The sequence below is a fragment of the Chryseobacterium candidae genome, from assembly GCF_004916905.1.
Taxonomy (GTDB): Bacteria; Bacteroidota; Bacteroidia; order Flavobacteriales; family Weeksellaceae; genus Chryseobacterium; species Chryseobacterium candidae.
The window spans coordinates 84,357-108,133 of the sequence record NZ_SDLV01000012.1 but is presented as its reverse complement, the minus strand read 5'-3'; the positions used below and the strand labels follow the sequence as shown (position 1 = coordinate 108,133).

Annotated in this window: 24 protein-coding genes; 16 read left to right on the top strand and 8 right to left on the bottom strand. The window is 37.1% G+C overall.

Annotated features, from left to right (window positions below; translation table 11 throughout):
• On the bottom strand, positions 1–288 hold the full coding sequence (locus EK417_RS06915) for a putative quinol monooxygenase (RefSeq protein WP_110367864.1): 288 nt from the start codon (positions 286–288) through the stop codon (positions 1–3).
• On the bottom strand, positions 285–902 hold the full coding sequence (locus tag EK417_RS06910; RefSeq protein ID WP_076596241.1) for an NAD(P)H-dependent oxidoreductase: 618 nt from the start codon (positions 900–902) through the stop codon (positions 285–287). The genes EK417_RS06915 and EK417_RS06910 overlap by 4 nt, the downstream gene beginning before the upstream one ends.
• Positions 903–1,284: 382 nt before the next feature.
• Here EK417_RS06910 and EK417_RS06905 point away from each other — a divergent pair, with 382 nt between their 5' ends.
• Together EK417_RS06905 and EK417_RS06900 are read left to right on the top strand one after the other, a co-directional pair.
• Positions 1,285–2,187, top strand: a complete 903-nt coding sequence (locus EK417_RS06905; protein ID WP_076596240.1) for a LysR family transcriptional regulator — start codon at positions 1,285–1,287, stop codon at positions 2,185–2,187.
• Positions 2,188–2,197: 10 nt separating this feature from the next.
• Positions 2,198–2,719, top strand: coding sequence for a GNAT family N-acetyltransferase (locus EK417_RS06900; protein ID WP_136521718.1), 522 nt, complete (start codon positions 2,198–2,200; stop codon positions 2,717–2,719).
• Here EK417_RS06900 and EK417_RS06895 read toward each other — a convergent pair.
• The 4 genes from EK417_RS06895 to EK417_RS06880 all read right to left on the bottom strand — a co-directional run bounded on the left by EK417_RS06895 (position 2,716) and on the right by EK417_RS06880 (position 6,367).
• On the bottom strand, positions 2,716–3,180 hold the full coding sequence (locus tag EK417_RS06895; protein ID WP_136521717.1) for a GNAT family N-acetyltransferase: 465 nt from the start codon (positions 3,178–3,180) through the stop codon (positions 2,716–2,718). The genes EK417_RS06900 and EK417_RS06895 overlap by 4 nt on opposite strands.
• Positions 3,180–3,614: a GNAT family N-acetyltransferase gene (locus EK417_RS06890; RefSeq protein ID WP_136521716.1), complete on the bottom strand. Its 435-nt coding sequence runs from the start codon at positions 3,612–3,614 to the stop codon at positions 3,180–3,182. The genes EK417_RS06895 and EK417_RS06890 overlap by 1 nt, the downstream gene beginning before the upstream one ends.
• A 225-nt stretch (positions 3,615–3,839) precedes the next feature.
• Positions 3,840–4,301: a thioredoxin family protein gene (locus EK417_RS06885; RefSeq protein ID WP_076596236.1), complete on the bottom strand. Its 462-nt coding sequence runs from the start codon at positions 4,299–4,301 to the stop codon at positions 3,840–3,842.
• Positions 4,298–6,367 carry a TonB-dependent receptor plug domain-containing protein gene (locus EK417_RS06880; RefSeq protein WP_181446070.1) on the bottom strand — a complete coding sequence of 690 codons (2,070 nt, stop codon included), beginning with the start codon at positions 6,365–6,367 and terminating at the stop codon, positions 4,298–4,300. The genes EK417_RS06885 and EK417_RS06880 overlap by 4 nt, the downstream gene beginning before the upstream one ends.
• 122 nt (positions 6,368–6,489) lie before the next feature.
• On the opposite strand from EK417_RS06880, the gene EK417_RS06875 reads away from it, so the two are divergent.
• From EK417_RS06875 to EK417_RS06835, 9 genes are all read left to right on the top strand, one after another.
• Positions 6,490–7,641, top strand: coding sequence for a homogentisate 1,2-dioxygenase (locus EK417_RS06875; protein WP_136521715.1), 1,152 nt, complete (start codon positions 6,490–6,492; stop codon positions 7,639–7,641).
• 171 nt (positions 7,642–7,812) lie between these two features.
• Entirely contained in the window at positions 7,813–9,324 is a 1,512-nt protein-coding gene (gene scpC / locus EK417_RS06870; RefSeq protein ID WP_136521714.1) for a succinyl-CoA:acetate CoA-transferase ScpC, read from the top strand.
• 219 nt (positions 9,325–9,543) lie between these two features.
• A complete protein-coding gene (locus EK417_RS06865) occupies positions 9,544–10,818 on the top strand; it encodes an acetyl-CoA hydrolase/transferase family protein (RefSeq protein WP_076596232.1) in 1,275 nt (424 codons plus the stop codon).
• A 139-nt stretch (positions 10,819–10,957) separates the two neighbouring features.
• On the top strand, positions 10,958–11,764 hold the full coding sequence (locus EK417_RS06860; protein ID WP_110367857.1) for a hypothetical protein: 807 nt from the start codon (positions 10,958–10,960) through the stop codon (positions 11,762–11,764).
• A gap of 221 nt (positions 11,765–11,985) precedes the next feature.
• Positions 11,986–13,116: a 4-hydroxyphenylpyruvate dioxygenase gene (gene hppD / locus EK417_RS06855; protein WP_110367856.1), complete on the top strand. Its 1,131-nt coding sequence runs from the start codon at positions 11,986–11,988 to the stop codon at positions 13,114–13,116.
• Between the two features lie 70 nt (positions 13,117–13,186).
• Positions 13,187–13,648, top strand: a complete 462-nt coding sequence (locus EK417_RS06850) for a hypothetical protein (RefSeq protein WP_076596284.1) — start codon at positions 13,187–13,189, stop codon at positions 13,646–13,648.
• Positions 13,649–13,700: 52 nt separating this feature from the next.
• Complete coding sequence (gene fahA / locus EK417_RS06845; protein WP_076596229.1) at positions 13,701–14,948, top strand: fumarylacetoacetase; 1,248 nt, start codon at positions 13,701–13,703, stop codon at positions 14,946–14,948.
• A gap of 198 nt (positions 14,949–15,146) precedes the next feature.
• Positions 15,147–15,968, top strand: a complete 822-nt coding sequence (locus tag EK417_RS06840; protein WP_076596228.1) for a flavin reductase family protein — start codon at positions 15,147–15,149, stop codon at positions 15,966–15,968.
• Positions 15,969–15,981: 13 nt separating this feature from the next.
• The gene (locus tag EK417_RS06835; protein WP_136521713.1) at positions 15,982–16,584 is read left to right on the top strand and encodes a hypothetical protein; all 603 of its coding nucleotides are present in this window, start codon (positions 15,982–15,984) and stop codon (positions 16,582–16,584) included.
• 55 nt (positions 16,585–16,639) lie between these two features.
• Here the strand turns inward: EK417_RS06835 and EK417_RS06830 are convergent, their stop codons facing one another.
• Together EK417_RS06830 and EK417_RS06825 are read right to left on the bottom strand one after the other, a co-directional pair.
• On the bottom strand, positions 16,640–17,152 hold the full coding sequence (locus tag EK417_RS06830; RefSeq protein WP_136521712.1) for an Ivy family c-type lysozyme inhibitor: 513 nt from the start codon (positions 17,150–17,152) through the stop codon (positions 16,640–16,642).
• A gap of 47 nt (positions 17,153–17,199) precedes the next feature.
• Positions 17,200–18,042: an alpha/beta hydrolase family protein gene (locus EK417_RS06825; RefSeq protein ID WP_136521711.1), complete on the bottom strand. Its 843-nt coding sequence runs from the start codon at positions 18,040–18,042 to the stop codon at positions 17,200–17,202.
• A 60-nt stretch (positions 18,043–18,102) separates the two neighbouring features.
• On the opposite strand from EK417_RS06825, the gene EK417_RS21650 reads away from it, so the two are divergent.
• The 5 genes from EK417_RS21650 to EK417_RS06800 all read left to right on the top strand — a co-directional run bounded on the left by EK417_RS21650 (position 18,103) and on the right by EK417_RS06800 (position 23,609).
• Entirely contained in the window at positions 18,103–19,359 is a 1,257-nt protein-coding gene (locus tag EK417_RS21650; RefSeq protein WP_136521710.1) for a T9SS type A sorting domain-containing protein, read from the top strand.
• Between the two features lie 15 nt (positions 19,360–19,374).
• The gene (locus tag EK417_RS06815) at positions 19,375–20,148 is read left to right on the top strand and encodes a HipA family kinase (RefSeq protein ID WP_076596223.1); all 774 of its coding nucleotides are present in this window, start codon (positions 19,375–19,377) and stop codon (positions 20,146–20,148) included.
• Positions 20,135–20,518 (top strand): DUF3037 domain-containing protein, encoded by a 384-nt coding sequence (locus EK417_RS06810; protein ID WP_076596222.1) that lies wholly within the window; start codon positions 20,135–20,137, stop codon positions 20,516–20,518. Before EK417_RS06815 ends, EK417_RS06810 begins: the two co-directional genes overlap by 14 nt.
• Before the next feature lie 19 nt (positions 20,519–20,537).
• The gene (locus EK417_RS06805) at positions 20,538–21,572 is read left to right on the top strand and encodes an alpha/beta hydrolase (RefSeq protein WP_136521709.1); all 1,035 of its coding nucleotides are present in this window, start codon (positions 20,538–20,540) and stop codon (positions 21,570–21,572) included.
• A gap of 195 nt (positions 21,573–21,767) precedes the next feature.
• Entirely contained in the window at positions 21,768–23,609 is a 1,842-nt protein-coding gene (locus EK417_RS06800; RefSeq protein WP_181416139.1) for a carbon starvation CstA family protein, read from the top strand.
• Positions 23,610–23,777: the final 168 nt, after the last annotated feature.

Below are 23,777 nucleotides of genomic sequence, written 5' to 3'. Positions count from 1 at the left end.
TTAAATAAGATTGGTGATATAAATCTGTGGTTTTTCCTGAAGCTTTTCATCCACCAAAGCCCCGAAAGCCCGGATATAGTGCTGCTGATTATGCTGAACTAATCCTTCTTCGCTTTTCCAGATTTCGTAGAAAACAAACTGGTTTTTGTCTTCAATTCCCTGATGCAGGCTGTAAAGTTCACATGCTTCTTCTTTTCTTGTCTCTTTTACCATATTCTGAAGAACTTCCAATACTTCAGCCTGATGCTCTTCTTTGGATTTAACTATTGCGGTAAGGTGAATTTTCATGATACTAACTCGGTTTTTAATTCTTTTTCAAATACATTTCTTACATGGTCTCTGTATAATTTCATATCACGCTCTATATTAGCATTTTTCTCTACATCATGAAAGTGAAAGCTTTCCATTTTTTCTAATGATACAAAGGCATTCATTCTGTGAAAACCAAATAACGGGCCTTCGTCCACACTTTTTTCATTGAAAAATTCTCCGGGAAGAGTAAAGGCTGTTGCAGGAGCGTTCCAGCTTGTAGTCAGCATATATTTTCTTCCGCCAAGCATTCCTCCAGTCCCGTAGTTGATTTCAGGATTCTCAGCATTTCTTCCGTCGCTCATATAAATTCCTTTTGCATGGCCTGCTGTGAAAACTTCGTCTATATATTTTTTCAATCCGTTAGGAAGCTGAAACCACCAGATAGGAGTGTGGTAAATAATGTAATCTGCCCATACAAATTTTTCCACTTCTTCATTTTTGTCGTAGTTTTCGCTTACATTGGTTATCTTTACTTCTACGTTATCAAATTCTTTAAGAACGGCTAATGTATTGTCTGTAATAGTCTGATTATATTTTCCTCCGGAATGTCCGAAATTCTGTCCTCCGTTGATGATTAGTACTTTTTTCATTTTTTTATGATTGTTTAAATTTTACTCTGCAAAGTTATAATGGATATCGGCATAATAAAAATAATATAAATTATAGTAAAGTATTATTTAAATTATAGATTTTTAAATTAAAAACCGTTTGAAAATAATACCTGGGCTGTTAATTGTGGCTCTGTAGGACGCTCTAAAGAAGAAAACAGACAGGCTTCCTATCTAATACTGACGTTGGATGAAGAAAAAATAACCCCGGAAATTGTACAGCTGCCTTATTCAGTTGATGAAACAGCCCGCCAGATAAAGGAAAGCAGTATTCCGGATTATTATGCATTATTTTTGAAGAATAAAAATATATTAAAATTATAATTATTTTGTAATTTCGTATTATAATATTAATAATAAAGTCATGGTTAATTTGGAATGGTATCGTACTTTTAAAGCGATCTATAAAACCGGGACATTGACAGGTGCTGCGGATGCTTTATTCATCTCACAACCGGGAGTAAGCCTGCATTTAAGCTCACTGGAAGCTTATGTAGGTTATAAACTTTTCGACAGAACCGGCAGAAAAATGATTCCTACAGAGCGCGGAAAAGTTTTGTTTAATGCTGTTGCAGAGCCTATTAACAAACTGGAAGATGTAGAGAAGAATTTCCAGAAATCTACAGAGAAGCACACTCCAACCATCAGTGTGGGGATGTGTTTTGAAACTTTTCAGACTACTTTGGAGCAATACGTTTCTTCCCTGCCTTTTAATCTCATTATCAGTTTTGGAGAATATCCTGAAATGCTGGATCAGCTGGATAAAGGAATTCTGGATCTTATCATTACACCGAAAAAAGGGTCTTCGCCCAATATTGAACATGAAGCATTCTCTTCAGAGCAGATCATTCTGGTAGGGGGAAAAGAAGTGGATAAAGCGGCTTTCAGTAAAGTTTTAAAAATAAAAGACGCTGAGCAGATTGAAGAATGGCTGAAAAACGAAAAATGGTATGGAACTACCGGAGATATGGAACATCTTTTCCAGTTCTGGGTATTGAATTTTGGTCATAAGCCTAATTTCCGTCCTAATTATATTGTCCCCAACATGAACTCAATCATCCGTTGTCTGAAAGGAGGAACAGGATTAGCCGTTGTTCCTGATTTTCTTTGCAGGAAAGATATCGAAAGCGGTGAAGTCCAACTGATCTGGGAAGGCAAAAAGAAGCTGGAAAACACCCTGTATTTCGGATGCCGTAAGAAAACCAATTACCAAACGGAAATAGAACATATTAAAGGCTTATTCCGTAAGGTGATGGGGAAAGGCTAAATATTTAATTATGGTAAAGAAAATATTAGAAACCAACAGACTTTTATTAAGAGAACTCACGATTGATGATGCCGCTGATTTTTATGAACTTAATGCCAATCCCAGAGTAATACATTATACGGGAGATTCAGCATTTGTAAATGTAGAAGAAGCACTGTGTTTTCTTCGGAATTATAATGATTATAAAGAGAATGGTTATGGCAGGTGGGCTGTTATAAGTAAATCTGACAATGAATTTCTTGGTTGGTGTGGCTTAAAATATACTATATCTAAGAACGAAACTGATATCGGATTCCGGTTTTTTGAAAAGTACTGGAATATGGGATTCGCTACAGAAAGTGCTGCTGCCTGCCTTAATTATGGATTTGACGAATTAAATCTTCAAAAGATTATCGGCAGGGCAATGTCTGAAAATAAAGCTTCCATAAAAGTATTACAAAAACTTGGGTTGACCTTTGAGAAAGAATTTGATTTTAGTGGGCAAAAAGGCGTTATTTATACAATTGAAAAGCCGTTTGTTAGGAGGTTTTAGAATAAAGAAAATTCTAAAATAATCATATCGTGCATCTGTAAACCGTTTTCATAGATTGGATCCGGATAATTTTCAATAAAAAAACCTTTCAGGATTCCACGTTGAACGAATCCGTTCTTCTCATAAAATCTGATCTGTTGGAATCCGGTATCCGATGTTCCGACAGTCAGTTTTTTATAGTGATTTTCTTTCGCAATTTCTTTTGCCTTATTGATCAGGATGCTTCCGATCCCTTTGCTTCTATAGCTTTCAATGACTGCGATATTTTTAATTTCAAGCTCTGTATCATTGTTCTTGTACAGTGCCATCACCGCAATGTCCTCAATACCGTCATGCAAAAGATAGATGTCAGAATTGAAAATATACCGGTCAATAGCCTCTTTGGTTTCATCCGCCAGCAGCAAGAGATGATAAGGAATTTCCGGATCGGAATTAAATAGACTGAAAGTAAAATCTTCCATTACAGACTCATATGAATAAGTGGATAATCCTTTCCTGAACCATCTTTCTCTGATCTTCCGATTTTTTTGAAACCCATTTTTTCATAAAACCCGATGGCCTGTGGATTTTGTTCGTTCACGTCTACTTTGGTCAGTCCGGTTTTCTCTTTCATAAACTGATAAAGCGTTTTTCCATAACCTTTTCCACGCATGTCATTATGAATAAAAAGCATTTCCAGATTGCCTTGCTCTACTGATGCAAAACCTTTCGATTCACTGTTTTCAGTAATTACATACACTTCCAGATGAGGAAGATAGTCTCTTGGAATCACTTCTTTAAAATAATTGAAATCTTCTTCAGCAAGGAAATCGTGTGTTGCCTTTACTGCTGACTCCCATATTTCCATAATTCTTGGATAATCCTCTGCTGCAGCCAGTCTGATATATTGTGACATGATTTTTTAACTTTGAGCAAAAATAGAGAAAATAGCGATGGTATTCCAGTAGGAATGAAGATTTGAGGCTGGAAGATGGAAAATGGAAGTTAGTACACAGAATAATAGTGTCATCAATAGAAAACAGCCATTTCTACAAGGAGAAGAATTTGTGTCATTAAAAAATTTAAATCCATCTTGCGTATTAACATAGAAATCTTCGCGTTTTCCAGCAAAACTCCCAATTTATAAAGCCGAAATTTCCAACAGCTTCTGCTTCATTTTCTCAGGTGTCATCTGCCCTTCCTGATAATACACCAGATTCTGATGCTTATCCAGAAATACCCATAAAGGATAAACAGGCTGATTTTTATTCTTAGACAAAGCCAGCGCCAACTCATGAATTCCGGAATTTCCGTTCTGCAGATATTCAAACTCCTGATTCTGAAAATGAATTTTCTCCTTCGTCTTTTCTGCCTCGAAATTGACAAAATAAAAATGATCATTAATCATACTTACCACCTCTTTATCTTTACTCAAACGATAGGACTCAATCTTGCAGACCGCACACCAATCTGTATACAGATGGATCACAACCGGCTTCGGATTTTCTTTCTGCTGAATCTCAAGATCAGAAAAAGTGCCTGTCTTCATCTGAGACAGATAAAAACAGGGCACTAACATTAAAAATAAAGCTATTTTTTTCATTTTAAAGTATATTTTACTCCCATGAAACCTCTGATCCCCTGCATGGGTGCATAGCCGTATGCCGTATCAAAAGTATAATGATTAGGATTATTGACAGGATCATCAACATGCTTATCAAAGGGGTCAAATGGTCTCATCAAAGGATCTTTAGGTCTGAAATTGAATAGGTTTTTAATCCCGCAATACACTTCAAATCCGGATTTGAAACTCTTGGACACCTGAATATTAGCCAGAGAATAAAAGGGTGAATATTCAGGGCGATAGTCATTTACCAGAACAGGAAGTCGCATTGGTCCGTAGAACTGTCCTGTAAAATCTATAGTCAGATTACCTGGAAATTTATAAGTCAGGTTATACGTACCGCTCCATTTTGGGGCATGCAGCTGCTGTGTTTTTTGATTTTCGTTATCAAATTTCTGATAAACATCAAGATATGTTACTCCCAGATTAACACTCAAAGGAAACTGAAAACTAAAATCCACATTCAATGAAGCTCCTCTTGAAATTCCATATCCGTGGAGATTATCATAAATAATTTTATCAGGATCGGAATCAAAATCCCCTACAATTTTATTACTGAAATACGTATAAAATGCAGATGCATCAAGATTCACCATTCGGTTACCTACAGGAATTTTCCAGATATAATTCAGGTTTCCGTTGACAGATCTTTCCGGTTTCAAATCTGATTTTATCACAACTTCCCTTGAACCTGTTAATGCAGCATGATCTTCCGTAAACAAATTAACCACTCTGAATCCTGTTCCAAAGTTGAAACGTAAGGTATGATAAGGATTAGGATTGAATTTCCACGCAAACCTCGGTGAATGTACAGAATGATGTACTTTATCGTAATCGTATCTGTAGCCAATTAACAAAGTATTCTTATCGTTGATTTCCCACTGATCCTGGATAAAAGCTCCCCAGATAGGAGATTTCATCGGGGCATTGGTGATACCGTCTGCTGCTAAAGTTCCCGGTGTATTGTCATCGTAAAAAGTTCTTTTGAAAGTAAGTCCTGCAGTGATATCATGTTTCCCGAAACTTCTGTCCCAATACGTCTGTACAAAAGCTACTTTTTGTGTAGCATTGAAGGGGTTTGATCCATAAAATGAATTCTGATCGTGATAGTTGTAAGAAAACTGGGTTACGATATGCTCTTTCATTGGCCATTCATACAAACCGAAAACCTCTGCCCTGTTGGTATAAATACTTTCTCCATATATTTCATCACTTCCACGGAAAGATTTATTCCATTGCATTTCTCCCCCAAAACGGTCTTCATACAGATACCTCATCGCAAAACTTGCCTGTCTGTTTTCCTTTCTTTTAAAATTCCATTTGTTGAAAACCGAAATCCTGCTCTGTAAAGTAGCATCGGTGAAATTATCTTTATTCTGATCTATTCTTTCCTGAAAACTGAAATAATTCAAACTTAATAATGAAGCCGCTTTTTTTCCAACATTGAATTTAGTGGAAAGATCCAGATTATTTTCACTCCACGTACCCGTCATCATATCAACACTCAATTGAGGAGCGGTTAATGCATTTTTAGTGATAATATTAATCACTCCTCCCATTGCTTCAGAACCATAGATAGAAGATGCAGGACCTTTTACCACCTCTATTCTATCCACCAGGCTATTGGGGATTCCGCTCAAACCATATACAGTGGAAAGTGAGCTTACAATCGGCATTCCGTCAATCAAAATCATCGTGTAAGGCCCTTCCAGTCCATTGATATGGATATCTCCCGTATTACAAACAGAACAGTTCAGCTGAGGCTTTACGCCATTCACCATCGCAATGGCCTCAAAAATACTGGGAGTAGGGTTTTTCTGGAAAAACTTCTGACTGTAAATCTCAACCGCCACAGGACTTTTCGATCTGCTCATCGGTTTGATGGTTCCGGTAACCACCACATCTTCGATGGTACTTGTCTTAAATTCCCTCTTCATAACTTTTGCAGAATCCACACTTTTAGTATACTGTACACTCAAACTGTCAGTCTCCTGCGCAAAACAGTAGGTTGATAAAAAAGTCACAGAAAATAATATTCGCTTCATGAAATTAAAATTGTTAGACAAAACTAACAATTATTTTTCAAATACAAAACTTCATTTAAAAATATAGATGGATTGAATTCATGAAAAATGATTAAATTTGAGAAACTACATATGAAAGTAAAATGAGATATCATCTAGCGGGAAATATCCCACCAAAAAGACATACAATCTTTAAGTCTCCTGAAGATCAATTTTACTATGAACAGCTTTTCGGTACAGAAGGCTTCCATGGTATTTCTTCTCTGTTATATCATATCCACCGCCCTACACAGATTAAATCTATCGGTGAGCCGAAAGATGTCACTCCCAAAATCGCTGTGGAAAAAAATGTTGCTCCAAGAATGTTTAAGGGAATGAATGTCACTCCTGAAGACGATTTTATGGACAGCCGAAAAATCCTTTTGATGAACAACGACCTGAAAATGGGATTGGCAAAGCCAAAAAAATCGATGGATTATTTCTACAAAAATGCAGAATGTGATGAACTTTTGTATGTCCATAACGGAACAGGAATTTTAAAAACATTTGTAGGAGATCTGGAATTCGTGACCGGAGATTATCTTATTATTCCAAGAGGAACCATCTATCAGGTAGAACTGAAGTCTGATGATACCGTCTTTTTTATATTGGAAAGCCACTCACCTATTTATACTCCGAAAAGATACAGAAACGAATTCGGACAGCTTTTAGAACATTCTCCATTCTGTGAGAGAGATATGATTGCCCCTACTTTCAAAGAACCAGTAGATGAAAAAGGAGAATTCCTGATTAAAGTAAAAAAAGAAAACCAAATTACAGACTTTATCTACGCAACGCATCCGTTTGATGTGGTGGGCTGGGACGGATATTTTTATCCTTATAAATTCAATATTAAAAACTTCGAACCGATTACCGGAAGAATTCACCAACCGCCACCGGTTCACCAGAATTTTGAGGGACACAATTTCGTAGTATGCTCATTCTGTGCAAGAATGTATGATTACCATCCACAGGCTATTCCTGCTCCTTACAATCACTCCAATATCGATTCTGATGAGGTATTATTCTACACAGAAGGTGATTTCATGAGCCGTAACCACATTGATTTGATGGACTTTACCCTTCACCCGGGAGGAATTGTGCACGGACCTCATCCTGGCGCTATGGAAAGAAGTATCGGAAAAAAATTCACAGAAGAATATGCGGTAATGGTAGATCCATTCCGTCCTTTAAAAATTACTGAAGAAGCTTTAAAAGTAGAAGATCCTTCATATAAAACTTCATGGTTAGAATAAAACAGTAAAAATTATCAAAAAGTATTACTGAATACATACAAAAGACGCTTTAAAACCTTTATTTAAAGCGTCTTTTTTCGTAAATTTGTGAGGTATGGTTACCATATTAACCATCATTATTTTTCATGACGCATCCTAAGTAATGGTGGTTTAAAACAAAATCAATATTACATGTTAGAAAGAATCAGATTAGAAAGCTTACGCGAAAAAGTTACTACAGCTGAAAACGCTGTAAAAATCATTAAAGACGGTATGACCATCGGGTCCAGCGGATTTACAAAAGCAGGTGACAGCAAAGCCATTTTGCCGGCACTGGCAGAAAGAGGAAAAACTGAAGACCTGAAAATCACTTTAATGACCGGAGCTTCACTAGGCCATGGGACCGACGGAAAACTGGCTGAAGCCAACGTCCTGAAAAAAAGAATGCCTTTCCAGGTAGATCCTGTTCTAAGAAATAAAATCAACAATGGTGAAATTCTCTTCATCGACCAGCATTTAAGCGAAAGTGCCGAGCTTCTTCACACTAAAAATCTTCAGAGCATTGACGTAGCCATTATCGAAGCTGCTTATATTGAAAGAGACGGAAGTATTGTTCCTACCACTTCTGTGGGAAACTCTGTGACTTTTGCGGCATTGGCTAAAAAAGTGATCATTGAAATCAATACCGAAGTTCCTGAAGAAGTCTACGGTATTCATGATATTTACCAGGCAGAAGATTATCCTTACAGAAATGTGATCCCAATTGTTGCTCCCTGGAATAAAATCGGGAGAAAAAGCATTCCCGTAGATCCTGAAAAAATTGAAGCCATTGTTTTTACCAACCGTAAAGACAGCCCTGCTGATATTGCAGAGCCTGACGAAAAAACAACAGCTATCGCCAAACACCTTCTTGCATTCTTTGAAAATGAAGTTCTTCTGGGGCGCCTTACAGACCGGTTACTTCCGCTTCAGGCAGGGATCGGTAAAGTAGCCAATGCTGTTCTGACAGGATTCAAAGACAGTAATTTTTATGATCTCACCATGTTTTCAGAAGTGCTGCAGGACAGTACATTTGATCTGATAGATTCCGGTAAGCTAAGCTTTGCATCTGCATCTTCCATTACCGTTTCCCAGGAATGTTATGAAAGAGTGTTGGGGAATCTTTCAAAGTATAAAGACAAGTTTGTTTTAAGACCTCAGAATATTTCCAATACTCCGGGCCTGATCAGAAGATTGGGTGTGATAGCCATCAATACAGCCATTGAATTTGATATCTATGGAAACGTAAACTCTACTCATATCGGTGGAACAAAAATCATGAACGGAATCGGAGGTTCCGGAGACTTTGCAAGAAATGCTTACTTAAGTATTTTTGTGACTCAGGCAGCTTCAAAAGGCAACAATATCTCCCACGTTCTTCCCATGGTTTCTCATACTGACCATACAGAACATGATGTAGATATTCTGGTAACAGATGTCGGATTGGCAGATTTAAGAGGATTGGCACCAAGAGAAAGAGCACAGAAAATTATAGACAATTGTGTTCACCCGGATTATAAAGAAGAATTACAATCTTACTTCGACAGAGCCTGTGAAAAAGGAGGTCATACTCCTCATTTATTACAGGAAGCTTTCAGCTGGCATTTACGATTTGCAGAAACCGGAAGCATGAAGCAGAAAACAGCTGTAGAAACTGCTAATTAAGATTTACATCAAACAATAAATAAAACAAAAAGGACTGAATGCCATCGCATTCAGTCCTTTTTCCTGTTAGATCATCAGGTTAATTCATATGACAAAAGTCTTTACAATATCCTTAAAAAATTTATATGAATATAAAATTATAAAGATTATCTTTGGAAGAAGAGAGGTATTTTTATGAGCTATAAAAATATTCTTAGTACCCTTTTAAAAAGACAATATATGAATAATTACATCAGCGCAGAAGAAGCAATATATACGGTAAAAAGCGGAAACCGTGTCTTTTTTCACGGCAGTGCGTGTACCCCGAATTATCTGATTGATGAACTGGCAAGACAGTCCGGCCGGTTGCAAAATGTGGAAATGGTTTCTATTACCCAGCAGGGAAATGTGGAAATTGCAAAACCACAATACAAAGACAGCTTTTTCATCAATTCTTTATTTGTTTCCACTCCTGTGCGTGATGCTGTGAATTCTGACCGCGGAGACTTTGTTCCCGTTTTCCTAAGTGAGATTCCTATTTTATTCAGAAAGAATATCCTTCCTCTGGATGTAGCAATTGTCACTGTTTCTCCACCAGATAAACATGGTTTCTGTACTTTGGGAACTTCTGTGGATATTGCAAGGGCCGCAGTAGATACAGCCAAAATCATTGTTGCCATCGTTAATCCGAGAATGCCGAGAACCCACGGAGATGGAATGATCCACATCAGCAGAATTCATAAACTGGTTTGGCATGAAGAAGAACTTCCAACCATAGATTATAGTTCCAAAGTAGGTCCTGAAGAAATGCTTGTAGGAAAAAATGTAGCTGAACTTATTGAAGACAGATCAACCCTTCAGATGGGTATAGGAACTATTCCTGATGCAGTTTTGAAATGCCTTACCAACCATAAAGATCTGGGTATTCATACAGAAATGCTGAGTGACGGTGTTATTGACCTGATCCAGGACGATGTGATCAACAATAAATACAAAGGCTACAACGATAACAAAACCATTACAAGTTTCTGTTTCGGAACCCGAAAACTCTATGATTATGTGGATGATAATACCGTATTTGCTTTCCGTGATGTAAGTGAAGTTAATTTCCCCATCAACATTATGAGAAACAAAAAAATGGTAGCCATCAACTCTGCCATTGAAATAGACCTTACAGGACAGGTATGTGCAGATTCTATCGGAACTCTGCAGTACAGCGGAATTGGAGGACAAATGGACTTTATGCGTGGTGCTGCTTTAAGTGATGACGGAAAACCTATCATAGCCATTACCGCAAGAACAAAAAAGGGAATTTCCAGAATTGTTCCTTTCCTTAAACAAGGCGCAGGTGTAGTCACTACAAGAGGTCATATTCACTATGTTGTTACTGAGTACGGAACGGCTTATCTCTATGGGAAAAACCTTCGCCAGAGAGCACAGGAACTAATCAGCATTGCGCATCCTGATGATAGAGAAATGCTGGAAAGAGCTGCTTTTGAAAGATTTAAACACTGATAATCAAACCATAAAGTTTTAAAAACTTGTTTTGAATCTGAAAATCTAAAATAAATTTTGAATTTAATACCATCAAATCGTACGAAAATATTAATATCTTGGCAGTATATTTGATAAAACTCATTCAAAAACAAGGAAATTGAAAACTATATATAATTCGATACGAGAAGAAATTGTGAAACATTCCAAGGTCAGGAATTCTGTTTTAGGGAATGTGAATGACTGGAAGAGAAGCCATTATATTATTCTTTCCGAAATCATCAAAGACGAACTCTCCGAAGCTGAAGAACTGAAAGGAGGAAAAAAATTTGAAATCGGAAATACCATTTCCCATGTTACCCTTCAACGGTTTTTTGAAAACGATTATCAGGATAAAACCCATAATGACCTCAGATTTTTAAAAACATTGGATAAGATTTGCATCTTCTTGGGATATAAAGATCTTAATGATTATATTCTTACGATAAGATACAGAAAAGAGCATGACGAGGAAGCCGATGAACAATCCTATCTTACACAAATGGTCTATGATTACTGTGCCGCCGCTTTTGAATTTTATAAGCGGTTTCCGACCCACAACACAGAACCTTTAAAAGACCTGGTATTTGAAGATTCTCCTTTTCTAGAAAGAGCCTCACAATTCAGTAAAGAACTCTGTGATAAGGATTTCCATCTGGTAACAAAAAACAACAGATCCAACTATGAGGTATTTGATATCCATGTGGTTACTGATGAACCTGAAAAAAAAATTCTGGAATCCCAGGAGTTCTGGAATTTACTGTTTAAAGTGGGAGAAACCGGAGAAGAACATTTCGTGAATCAACTGAGTACCCAGATCTATTTTATCCGAAAAGTAAATGGTATCTGGAAGATATGGGATAATTATAATCCCGATGCAGGAATGTTGAATAAAGAATTGAAACAATCTAACATAAGAAAGCCGTAGAGAGTATCTACGGCTTTCATGTTTCGAAATATTTTTTTTCACTTGTCTTTTGTATAACAAATGTAGGTAGAGGATTTTAAACTTAAGAAACTTAAATATACTTAAGTAAACTCTTCTTTAACGTTATGTTAAATATATTCAATGAATCCGTAGGAATATTTTCGCCATATCTAAGAATTTTGTAATTTGCATACCAATAAAATAAAAGTAAAAGAGAAAATATGTCAACACTTACATTTGCCGAGAAAATAGCTCAAGCAGAAAATTTCTTACCGATTAACGGTACAGATTATATTGAGTTTTATGTAGGAAATGCAAAACAGGCTGCCCATTATTACAAAACCGCTTTTGGTTTTCAGTCTGTAGCTTATGCGGGTCCTGAAACAGGAGTAAGAGACCGTGCATCTTATGTGCTTCAACAAGGAAAAATAAGATTGGTATTAACAACAGGACTTAAATCTGACTCTCCTATCAGCGAGCATGTAAAAAAACATGGTGACGGAGTAAAAATTTTGGCACTTTGGGTAGATGACGCTTATGCAGCTTTCGAAGAAACAACTAAAAGAGGGGGAAAACCTTATTTAGAGCCTGTTACATTAACTGATGAGCATGGTGAGGTAAGAATGTCCGGTATCTACACGTACGGAGAAACCGTTCATATGTTTGTTGAAAGAAAAAATTATAACGGAGCTTTCATGCCTGGGTATGAAAATTGGGAGAGTGATTACAAGCCTGAAGAAGCAGGTTTATTATACGTAGACCACTGTGTAGGAAATGTTGACTGGAACAGAATGATCCCAACCGTAGAATGGTATGAAAAAGTAATGGGATTTGTAAATATCCTTTCTTTTGACGATAAGCAAATCAATACAGAATATTCTGCATTGATGTCTAAAGTAATGTCAAACGGAAACGGATATGCAAAATTCCCGATCAACGAACCTGCAGAAGGTAAAAAGAAATCTCAGGTAGAAGAATACCTTGATTTCTATGAAGGAGAAGGTGTACAGCACATCGCTGTGGCTACAAAAGACATTATCCACACCGTAACTGAACTGAAAAAGCGTGGTGTAGAGTTCCTTTCTGCTCCACCGGAAGCATATTACGATATGGTTCCTGAAAGAGTAGGTCATATTGATGAAGATCTTAAAAAACTTCAGGAGTTAGGTATACTTATTGATCATGATGAGGAAGGGTATTTATTACAGATCTTTACCAAGCCTGTAGAAGACCGTCCTACTCTATTCTTCGAAATTATTGAAAGACATGGTGCACAGAGTTTTGGTGCCGGAAACTTCAAAGCATTGTTCGAAGCATTAGAAAGAGAGCAGGAAAGAAGAGGTAATCTTTAATTTTACATTAAAAATATAAGTTTTGTCAGGATACCGTATTCTGGCAAAACTTTTTTATAAAACACAGTATATGAGAAAACTTTTAATCGGGATTTTCCTCCTTGGAACTTTGGGACTTAAAGCTCAATATGGAACTTTGAATGAAATCCTCAACCGGCTTGAACAAAGAAAAGGCATCAATCAGCATCTTGAAAATGTAAATATTGATAACAAAAAGTTTGTTTTCATCAAGGATGAAGCCGATCATACGGAACGGGACTTTATTATTATCAAAGGGAATAATGCCACTTATGTAGAAGTTTTCGATGATAAAGCAACAGGAGAAAGCAGTTCTAACGTTTTCAGCGGTGATGTCATCAGAAAAAAAAATATTATTTCTTTAAGAGCAGATATGCTTGAAAATAAAAAAATCCCAATACCTGTCACGAAAACTTTATTGCTGACGCAACAGGACAATATTCTGTACCTTATCGATGTCAATACCAGAGACAGGTGGATCGATGAAGCATCTTACTCAAAAAAGGCAAAATAAATGTTCCGGGGAATTCTCCGGATGATACTTAATCTAACTAAAATCTAAACTTATGAAATCATTTGTAGACTATTCCTCAAATTCGGATTTTTCTATACACAATATTCCTTTCGGAGTCGCAGTTTTTAACAAAGAATATATCGGATGTTGTACAAGAATCGGAGATCAGGTCATTGATCTTGCTACCTTGTACGATCTTGGTTATTTTGAAGATATTGAAGGATTAGACGACAATGTTTTTGAAGCGTATACCATTAATGAATTTATTGAACTGGGTAAACCGGTTACCAATGCGGTCCGTACCAGAATCCAAACCTTATTACAGGAAGGTTCTATTTTATCAAAAGATCAGAAAACGATTGAAGAAGCTTTCTATGATCTGGATAAGATAAAAATGATGATGCCTGTTCACATCCCGAATTACACCGATTTCTACAGCAGCATCGAACATGCTACCAACGTAGGCAAAATGTTTCGTGATCCGGCCAATGCTTTATTGCCCAACTGGAAACACTTACCGGTAGGTTACCACGGAAGGGCATCCTCTATCGTAGTTTCCGGAACGGAGATCAACCGTCCGAAAGGTCAGACGAAACCCGCAGACGCAGACAAACCTGTTTTCGGACCATCGAAACAGCTGGACTTTGAACTGGAAATGGCTTTCATCATCAATAAAAATACAGAGATGGGAGAAAGCATCTCTACCAAAGATGCAGAAGATGCTATCTTCGGAATGGTGGTTTTCAATGACTGGTCTGCAAGAGATATCCAGGCATGGGAATATGTTCCGCTAGGCCCATTCCTTGCCAAAAATTTCGGTTCTTCTATTTCTCCATGGGTAGTTACGATTGAAGCTTTAGAACCATTCAGAACCGCTTCTCCAACTCAGGATCCTGAAGTTTTAGAGTATTTAAAATTTGAAGGTGATAAAAACTACGATATCAACCTTGAAGTATATATCCAGCCTGAAAACGGAGATCAAAACCTGATCTGCGAAAGCAACTACAAACATATGTACTGGAATATGGCCCAGCAGCTGGCACACCACACCGTAAACGGATGTAATGTGGAAGTTGGTGATCTATATGCCAGCGGAACCATTTCCGGAAGTGATCCAAAATCTTTCGGTTCTATGCTTGAGCTGACATGGAGAGGACAAAATCCTTTATCATTAAGCAACGGTGAAGAGAGAAAATTCATTGAAGACAATGATACGGTTACCATGAAGGCATGGGCTGAAAAAGATGGGATAAGAGTAGGTTTCGGGGAAGTTTCCGGTAAAATCATTCCAACACTTTAATTTTTATCTAAATTTTAACTCTGCACAATATTACTATTAAACCTTATAGGTTTTGAAAACCTATAAGGTTTGGCGGATGACATCACTAGAAATATACTGCTAAACAGTTAGTATTAGAAGTGTCATGCTGAGCGGAGTCGAAGCATCTTTTAATATCATTTGAATACTTAAGTTGAATTAAGTGTTAAAAAGAAAAACATGAAAACAGTAATCCCCTCCGAGATAACCTCCGTACAATTACAGACCATTATGCAGACAGCCGTTTCACCACGACCGATTGCACTGGCATCTACTGTAGATAAAGACGGTAATAATAACTTGTCTCCGTTCAGTTTTTTTAATATGTTCAGTACGGTTCCTCCGATTCTGATCTTCTCACCATCAAGAAGAGTTCGTGACAATACCACCAAACATACGCTGGAAAATGTTCTTGAAGTACCTGAAGTGGTAATTGGAACAGTGAACTTTCCAATTGTACAGCAGATCTCTTTAGCATCTACAGAATACGAAACCGGAGTGAATGAATTTATCAAATCCGGTCTTACCATGAAAGAGGCAGACCTTGTTCAGCCTAAGCTGATTGAAGAATGCCCCGTTAACTTCGAATGCAAAGTTTTAGAGGTAAAATCATTGGGTGATCAGGGTGGTGCAGGAAATCTTGTCATCTGTGAAGTTCAGAAAATTCACATCAGAGAAGAATATCTGAATGAAGACGGAAATCTGGATCAGAAAAAACTGGATATGGTAGCCCGTCTGGGAAGCAACTGGTATTCCAGAAGCAACGAAAACAGTCTTTTTGAAGTACCAAAACCCTTGGTAACAAAAGGAATCGGTTTCGATCTGCTGCCAGACTCTATCAAATACAGCAAAGTGTTTACAGGAAATGACCTTGGAATGCTTGCCAACACCGAAGTATTACCTGCCGGTGACTTTCATGCCGATGAAAATATCCATCTTGAGGCCCAGAAGTTACTTCTGGAAAGTAAAATTGAAGAAGCGTGGAAATTACTAATCAAATAATTGAGCTGCATTCATGAAAAAATATATTTTCTTTATCTTTTTTCTATTCATAGCTTTACAGTCATGCTATTATCCGGTAAGGAAAGATTATGGTATTTACAGTAAAGCATTAGTGTTTTCTAAAGACAAAAAATGGTTGATTAATGATATCAGAACAGGGGGAGATTCGCACCACAGAGAAATGATGGGTAAAGAAACTCTTCAGCTATTTCAAAATTTAAGCAATGGTAATGCATATGATTTAAAAATGGCAAAAGCGGGGAACCTCATTCAAAATGATATTCCATTTGAACCGGAAAATGAAGATCTTGAGGAATTGAAAAACAATTCTGATTTTAATTTTCTGGTAAACATCTACACAATGAAAGTACGAAACTGCCTGGACAATTCCATTGGAACCCAGTATGAATACAAAAAAAATGAAACTTTTGCAATGATGGATGTTTATGATATTACAACCATGAAAAAGATATATTCTTTAAAAGCATATTCGGAAGTTTCTGTAGATAAAGATCAGAAAGCAACCATTTTTACTCCTACAACAGAAATGATGACTATGAAAAACTTTCGAAGTCTTTTAAAGGCAGTAAAAAAGAATGCTGTTAAAACGAACTAAAGATATCTATTGAAAATCAATAAAAAAAGGAGTGAAAGTTTCACTCCTTTTTTTATTATTTGGATTTAAGCGATTCTGAAACAGTAATTTTTCCTTTTTCAGCAAAATCTGTTACCTTACCGTTTTTATCTATGGAAACGTTAAAATTATCATTTTTAGAATCATAAAAAATGCTTGTCGCATATCCGGGACAGTCATGCTGTTTGCATCCTGCCAGCTTGTAAATTCCGTTCTCTGAAGAAACAGGGCTTTCCACATTGAAATTCTTTACCATTTCGTCATACTGAGCACCGGTAAGTTTTTTAAGTCTTTCTGAAATACTTTTATCTTCAAAGAATTTAATATCATGAGGATATTTGCCTACATTTTTGGTGATAATATTTTCCGTAGCGGGAGCAGAAGAAGATGCTGCAATTGATGTTGAATCTGTTTTGGGGTTTGTTACGGAATCCTCAGGCATTACTGTAGCCAAAGTATCACTGCTTACAGAAGATTCTGTTTTTGTTTCTTTTTTACATGAAACAACACATAGTGAAAGCGCAAATGCGCCTGCAATAGTTTTTTTCATAATTATACTGTATGGTGGTTAATTCTAATAACGCAGTTTTAAGCGTTTTATTTCAATTTTTCTTTTATAAAATCAATACATTTTTCAGTGACAATATGCAGGTCTTTAGGTAGATCATTTTCTGTCCACGGTTCTTTTGCGCCGAAGGTATGGTTGGCATTTTCAATCAGAAACAGCTCAGAATTGGGGTGGAGAATATGAAGATGCTCAGCCTGTTTTACTTCTACCGCTTCATCTTCTGTTCCATGAATAATCAGCATATGAGCTTTAGCCATTTCTGCAGCCCGCTCCACATCAAAACGGTGAATATCTTTTTCATAGTCCTCATAGAACTGATAATAATGAGGCATTTCCTGTTGGGTACGCCCGTTCAGGGCATAATAGACTCCGTTTTTCTTCCATTTCTCAAAAGCTTCTTCTTTTGGAAAACGATCTAATGTATCCACACTGGCCAAAGTAATCAATCCGTTGATCCTTTCATCTTCGAATGTTTTAATGATAGAAATTCCTCCTCCCCTGCTGTGGCCGATCAATATAATTTTTTCATCATCCACATGAGAATCTTTGCTAAAGTGATCAATCACTACGCCAAGGTCAGAAAGTTCTTTAGAATAATTATTATTTCCAAAAGCTTCAAGGTCTCCAAAGTTAAACGGATCCTCTGTCGTTGTTCCGTTATGTGAAAAATTAAACTTGACAAAGAAAAAACCTGCTTCAGCAAACTTTTCTGCCATCAGGTTCCATGCGCCCCAGTCTTTATACCCTTTATAGCCGTGAACAAATACAACCAGGGGAAGTTTTTTTTCAGTATCCGGATAAAAAATATCTGCAAGAAAACTTTTTGTTTCTTTATTTTCTAAGTATACATTCTTTTCACTAATCAAATTCATAAATAAAGGGGTTTTATTTAATATTATTTATATTTATGGAATTAATTCAAACTGAAATTTATGAAAAAAACTCTACTTTCTTTATTTTTAATTACTTTTTCTTTGATCCTGAGCCAGACGACTAAAAGGGTCTTTTTTATTGGAAACAGTTATACGTACGTCAATAATTTACCTGGTCTTATTCAAAGCATTGCCGCATCTGATGGCGATGTATTCGAGCATCACAGCCAGACTCCGGGAGGTGCTACGCTACAGGATCACTTCAATAACCCGAATGTCATTTCAGACATCAATCAGGGAAACTGGGATTATGTGGTATTGCAGGAACAAAGCCAGCTTCCTTCGTTTCCAGATTCACAGGTTCAAAGTCAGGTGTATCCTTATGCCCTTCAGCTCTCCAATTTAATTAAAACAGCCAATCCTTGTGGAAATGTTATTTTCTATATGACCTGGGGTCGTAAAAACGGTGATGCAGCCAATTGTCCAGGGCTTCCTACTGTTTGTACCTATCAGGGAATGGATACTCAAATTTATAACCGCTATATGGAGATGGCACTCAGTAATGAAGGAATTGTCTCTCCGGTAGGCAAAGTCTGGAGAACAATCAGAGAGCAAAATCCAGCCATTGAATTGTATGATCAGGATGAATCTCATCCCAGTTATATAGGTTCTATGGCGGCAGCCTATACATTCTATACGATTATATTCAAAAAAGATCCTACCCAGATTCCTTTTAACGGAAATCTTACTTCTGCACAGGCTCAACTGATCAAAGATATTGTGAAAACAGAAGTGTATAACCAGCCTGATAAATGGTATGTAACCAACAATGATGTTCACAGCAGATTCACTTATCAGCTTACCGGAGCAGGAACCGTTCAGTTTACAAATACCACACAGAATGCAGCTGCTTATTTGTGGGATTTTGGTGACGGTATCACTTCTACTCTGGAAAATCCAACACATACCTATAATGCGGTTGGAAGTTATCATGTTAAACTGACAACCAATGCCTGTGGAGTAATCACTACCAAAACAAAACTGGTGGTTGTAAATACATTACATACAGCGGAAATAACTATAGAAAACGGACTTCAAATGTATCCAAATCCTGTTCAAAACATTGTTAACATTGTTTCTAAAAAACAATTTGAAGTAATTTCACTTGCAGAAGCTTCAGGAAAAGTCATGCCTTATCATTTGAATAAGACAGAAAATGGTTACAGTATTTCATTTCAGCATTTGGCCAGCGGTATTTATTTCCTGCAATATAAAACAGACGAAAAGGAATTCACTAAAAAAATTATTAAAAAATAAGCTTATTTTTGCTGTATGCAGAATTTAAGAACTGTAACCGTGATGCGTTACATTCTGCCACTAAGAGAAGGAGGATCTCTTCCGGCTCTGGCAGAAGCTGATGATGATTTCAAATATGTATTAAAATTCCGTGGTGCAGGCCATGGGGTAAAAATGCTGATTTCCGAACTGTTGGGCGGTAAAATTACCGAAGCTTTGGGACTTAAAATTCCTGAACTTGTTTTCGTTAATCTTGATGCTGATTTCGGAAGAACGGAAGCTGATGAGGAAATACAGGATCTTCTGAAGTTTTCTGAAGGTCTGAATCTTGGGCTACATTATCTGTCCGGCTCTATTACGTATGATCCGGGAGTCAGTGTAGATCCGCTTCTGGCTTCCAAAATTGTATGGCTGGATGCATTCATTACCAATATTGACCGTACTTTTAAAAACACCAATATGCTGATGTGGCATAAAGAACTCTGGATCATTGATAATGGTGCTTCGTTCTATTTTCACCACTCCTGGCAGAATTTTGATACAGCGGCCAAAACACCTTTCAAATATGTGAAAGACCACGTGCTTCTTCCTAAGGCAAAAATGCTTGATGAAGCTGATCAATTTGCCCATGAAGTTTTGAATGACACGCTTTTCAGGGATATTGTCAATATGATTCCTGAAGACTGGTTACACTGGAATGATGCGGATGAAACACCGGAAGAAATCCGTGAGATCTATTTTCAGTTTATGAAAACCCGATTAGAAAATTCTCAAATCTTTGTAAACGAAGCGAAAAATGCAAGAGGATAAAATATATGAGTATGCGGTAATACGCCTGGTACCTAAAGTTGAAAGAGAAGAATTTTTCAATATCGGACTGGTGATGTTTTCCAAGAAGGAGAAATTCATCAGAGTGGAGTTCTATTTGTGTCCGGATAAATTTAAGCTGATGCACAGCAAACTGGATTATGATGATATTATTCATAATCTGGAAAGTTTTAAAAAAATTGCTAATGGTGAGAAAGATGGCGGTCCTATTGCCTTTATGGATATTCCGGAACGTTTCCGATGGCTGACAGCAGTAAGAAGTTCTGTGGTGCAGACCTCCAGACCTCATCCGGGAAAATCAAAAGATCTTAATGCTACTTTTGGTAAGCTTTTTGAGGAGTTAGTAAAATAATATTCCTTAAAAATTTATTATGAAATCACAAATCAACAATATATCAACATACAGGTTTTCCACAAACCTGTTTTTTATTTTATTTTTAAGCTTTACAAATTTATTTTTTTCACAAGATTTACCACTAAGGCCAACCAAAGCTTCTGCTGTAAAAAGTACATTACTCCCTGAAATTGCAACAGTTTCCGAAGATATCGTCTACAAAACCAGCAGAAAAGGCCAACCTCTGGCTCTTGATCTCTATACTCCTAAGAACACCAGCGCTGAAAAGCTTCCGGTATTGATCTACATTCACGGAGGCGGATGGGTAGAAGGTGACAAAGTGGTTAATGCCGATAATTATCTTGAAACGACTGTAAAAAAACTGATAGACAAAAAATATGCAGTCATCAGTATCAATTATACGCTTTTAAGTGACAGCATTCATTTTCCTTTGCCTTTGGAAGACACCAAAGATGCTGTACGATGGGTCAGAAAGAATGCTGAAAAATACAACCTAGACACAAACAATATAGGGCTTTTCGGGGCTTCAGCCGGAGCTCATCTTTCCATGATGGCAGCTTACACACCAGACAATACTTATCTGGGTAATCCGGAACTTTCGTCTTATTCTGCCAAAGTAAATTATGTGATAGATCATTACGGGCCGGCAGATCTTAACAAGCTTTTTCATACAAGATTAGGAACAATTCCGGTGGGATTGATCGGTTTAATGTCCAAAAAAATTGTCGGTTTACAGGAAAATCTGGTGAAAGGAATTTCCGGATATGATATCAGAAAAGACCAGGACAGAGCTATTGATTACCTTAAAACAATATCTCCCGTTTATTTTGTTTCAGAGGGAGTACCTACTTTAATTGTTCAGGGAAATAATGACAAAATAGTTCCTTTAAGCCAGTCTAGAAAACTTCACAGAAAATTAAACAAAGCCAAAATACAGAGCTCTCTGATCATCGTTGATGGCGGAGTACACGGCTTTGGTACTACGGATAAAACTTATCTGGATCAACTTACCGATCAGATGGTTGATTTTGTTCTTTCACAAAAGAAATAAGATATACATCTACAGACGATAATATAATTAAAAAACCTGTAAATCAAATTAATAATATACAGAACAAATACAAATTTGCTAGATTGATATACATATTGATATTTTTCATTAAGAATTAATTACCTTGGCTATTGTTTAAATTATTAACAACAAAAACACCAATAATTTAATTTTTCATCAACAAAAATAAGTGATATGGAATCTTTAAACAATATCAACGCTCTTACTCTCATCTTTGTATCTGTTCTTCTTTTTGCGATAGCTTACCGTTTTTATGGTATCTTCATTGCGAATAAAGTTCTCCGGCTCAATGACGGAAATACCACACCTGCTGTAGAATTTGCAGACGGTAAAGATTATGTAGCTACCAATAAAAATGTACTTTTCGGACACCATTTTGCCGCTATTGCCGCCGCAGGACCCTTAGTAGGACCTGTTCTGGCAGCACAATTCGGTTATCTTCCCGGCGCATTATGGATATTGATAGGTTGCGTACTGGGAGGCGGAGTACACGATATGATCGTACTTTTTGCATCGGTAAGACATAAAGGACAGAGCCTAGCTACTATTGCTTCCAAAGAAATCGGGAAGGCAACAGGTACAGTTGCAGGGTTTGCCATCCTTTTCATTTTGATTCTTACACTGGCAGGTTTATCTTTAGCTTGTATCAATGCAATGCATGAAGCTTCATGGTCTCTTTTTACAGTAATCATTACCATGCCCATTGCTGTTATTATGGGGCTGATCATGCGCTATAAAAAGAACAGCGTTCTGTTTGCAAGTATCTTAGGCGGCATTCTTTTGATAGCAGGGATTATCGGAGGCCATACGCTGATGCAGAACCCTACAATGAATGGTTTATTTTCATGGGATATTACAACGATTTCCATTGCTATTCCTCTTTATGGTTTTATTGCTTCTGTATTGCCTGTATGGCTTCTTTTGGTTCCGAGAGATTATCTTTCTACTTATTTAAAGATAGGAACTATTATTATGCTGGCTATCGGAGTCATTGTTATTCATCCTACGATACAGATGCCTGCTATTACAGCTTTTGTTAATGGTGGTGGTCCCATTATTGGCGGTCCGGTACTTCCTTTTATCTTCATTGTAATTGCCTGCGGAGCCATTTCCGGATTCCATGCAGTGATTGCTACCGGAACGACTCCTAAAATGTTGAATAAAGAAAGAGAAATCCTTTTTGTAGGATATGGTGCCATGCTAGTAGAAGGATTTGTAGCATTAATGGCACTTATTGCTGCATGTACGCTGATGCCCGGTGATTATTTTGCTATCAATACTCCCAAAGAGGCTTATGATTCATTTTTAGCAGCGCATCCTACTTTGCACGGAGTAGATATTGATTACTATTCACAAAAAATAGGTATCGATCTTTATGGCAGAACCGGAGGTGCAGTATCTCTGGCGGTGGGAATGGCTCATATCTTTAATAAAATCCCATATATGGATCAGCTGACGGCTTACTGGTATAATTTCGCCATTATGTTTGAAGCGGTATTTATTCTTACTGCCATTGATGCCGGAACAAGAGTGGGACGTTTCTTTTTACAGGAAATGCTGGGGTCTGTTGTTCCAAAATTTAATGATAAAAACTGGATTCCCGGAATTATTATCAGCAGTCTTCTTTTCACTTTTGCCTGGGGATATCTGGTGTATACCGGAAATGTAAACAGTATCTGGCCGTTATTCGGAATCAGTAATCAGCTGTTGGCAGCCTGCGGACTTATTGTGTGTACAACGATGCTGATAAGAATGAACAGAGGAAAGTATGCTTTATGCTCGGCTATTCCGGGTGTTTTTATGGCTGGAATTACTTTCTGGGCAGGCTATATACAGGTGAAGGACATTTATATTCCTAAAGGACAGTACTTGCTGGCTGCTTTAGCAGTAACCGCAATGGTTCTTATGCTGATTGTGTTTGCGGGAGCTTTCAGGAAATGGTATCAGCTTCTTCAGATCAATACCACAGAAATTGACCATTATGGTGAGCCAGTGAAAGAATTGGTAGAAAGATAAAATTCAAATTATATAAATGAAAAGACATTAAGAAGGATTTAAGAAATAAAGTTTACTTAAGAGGAATCATTCTGATTTTTAAGCTTAAAGCGAAGCTCATATTAAGGCTCTTAAACTCTTTTTGAATCTTAAGGCTTCAAAAATAAAATTTCATAAAAAACAGTTCAG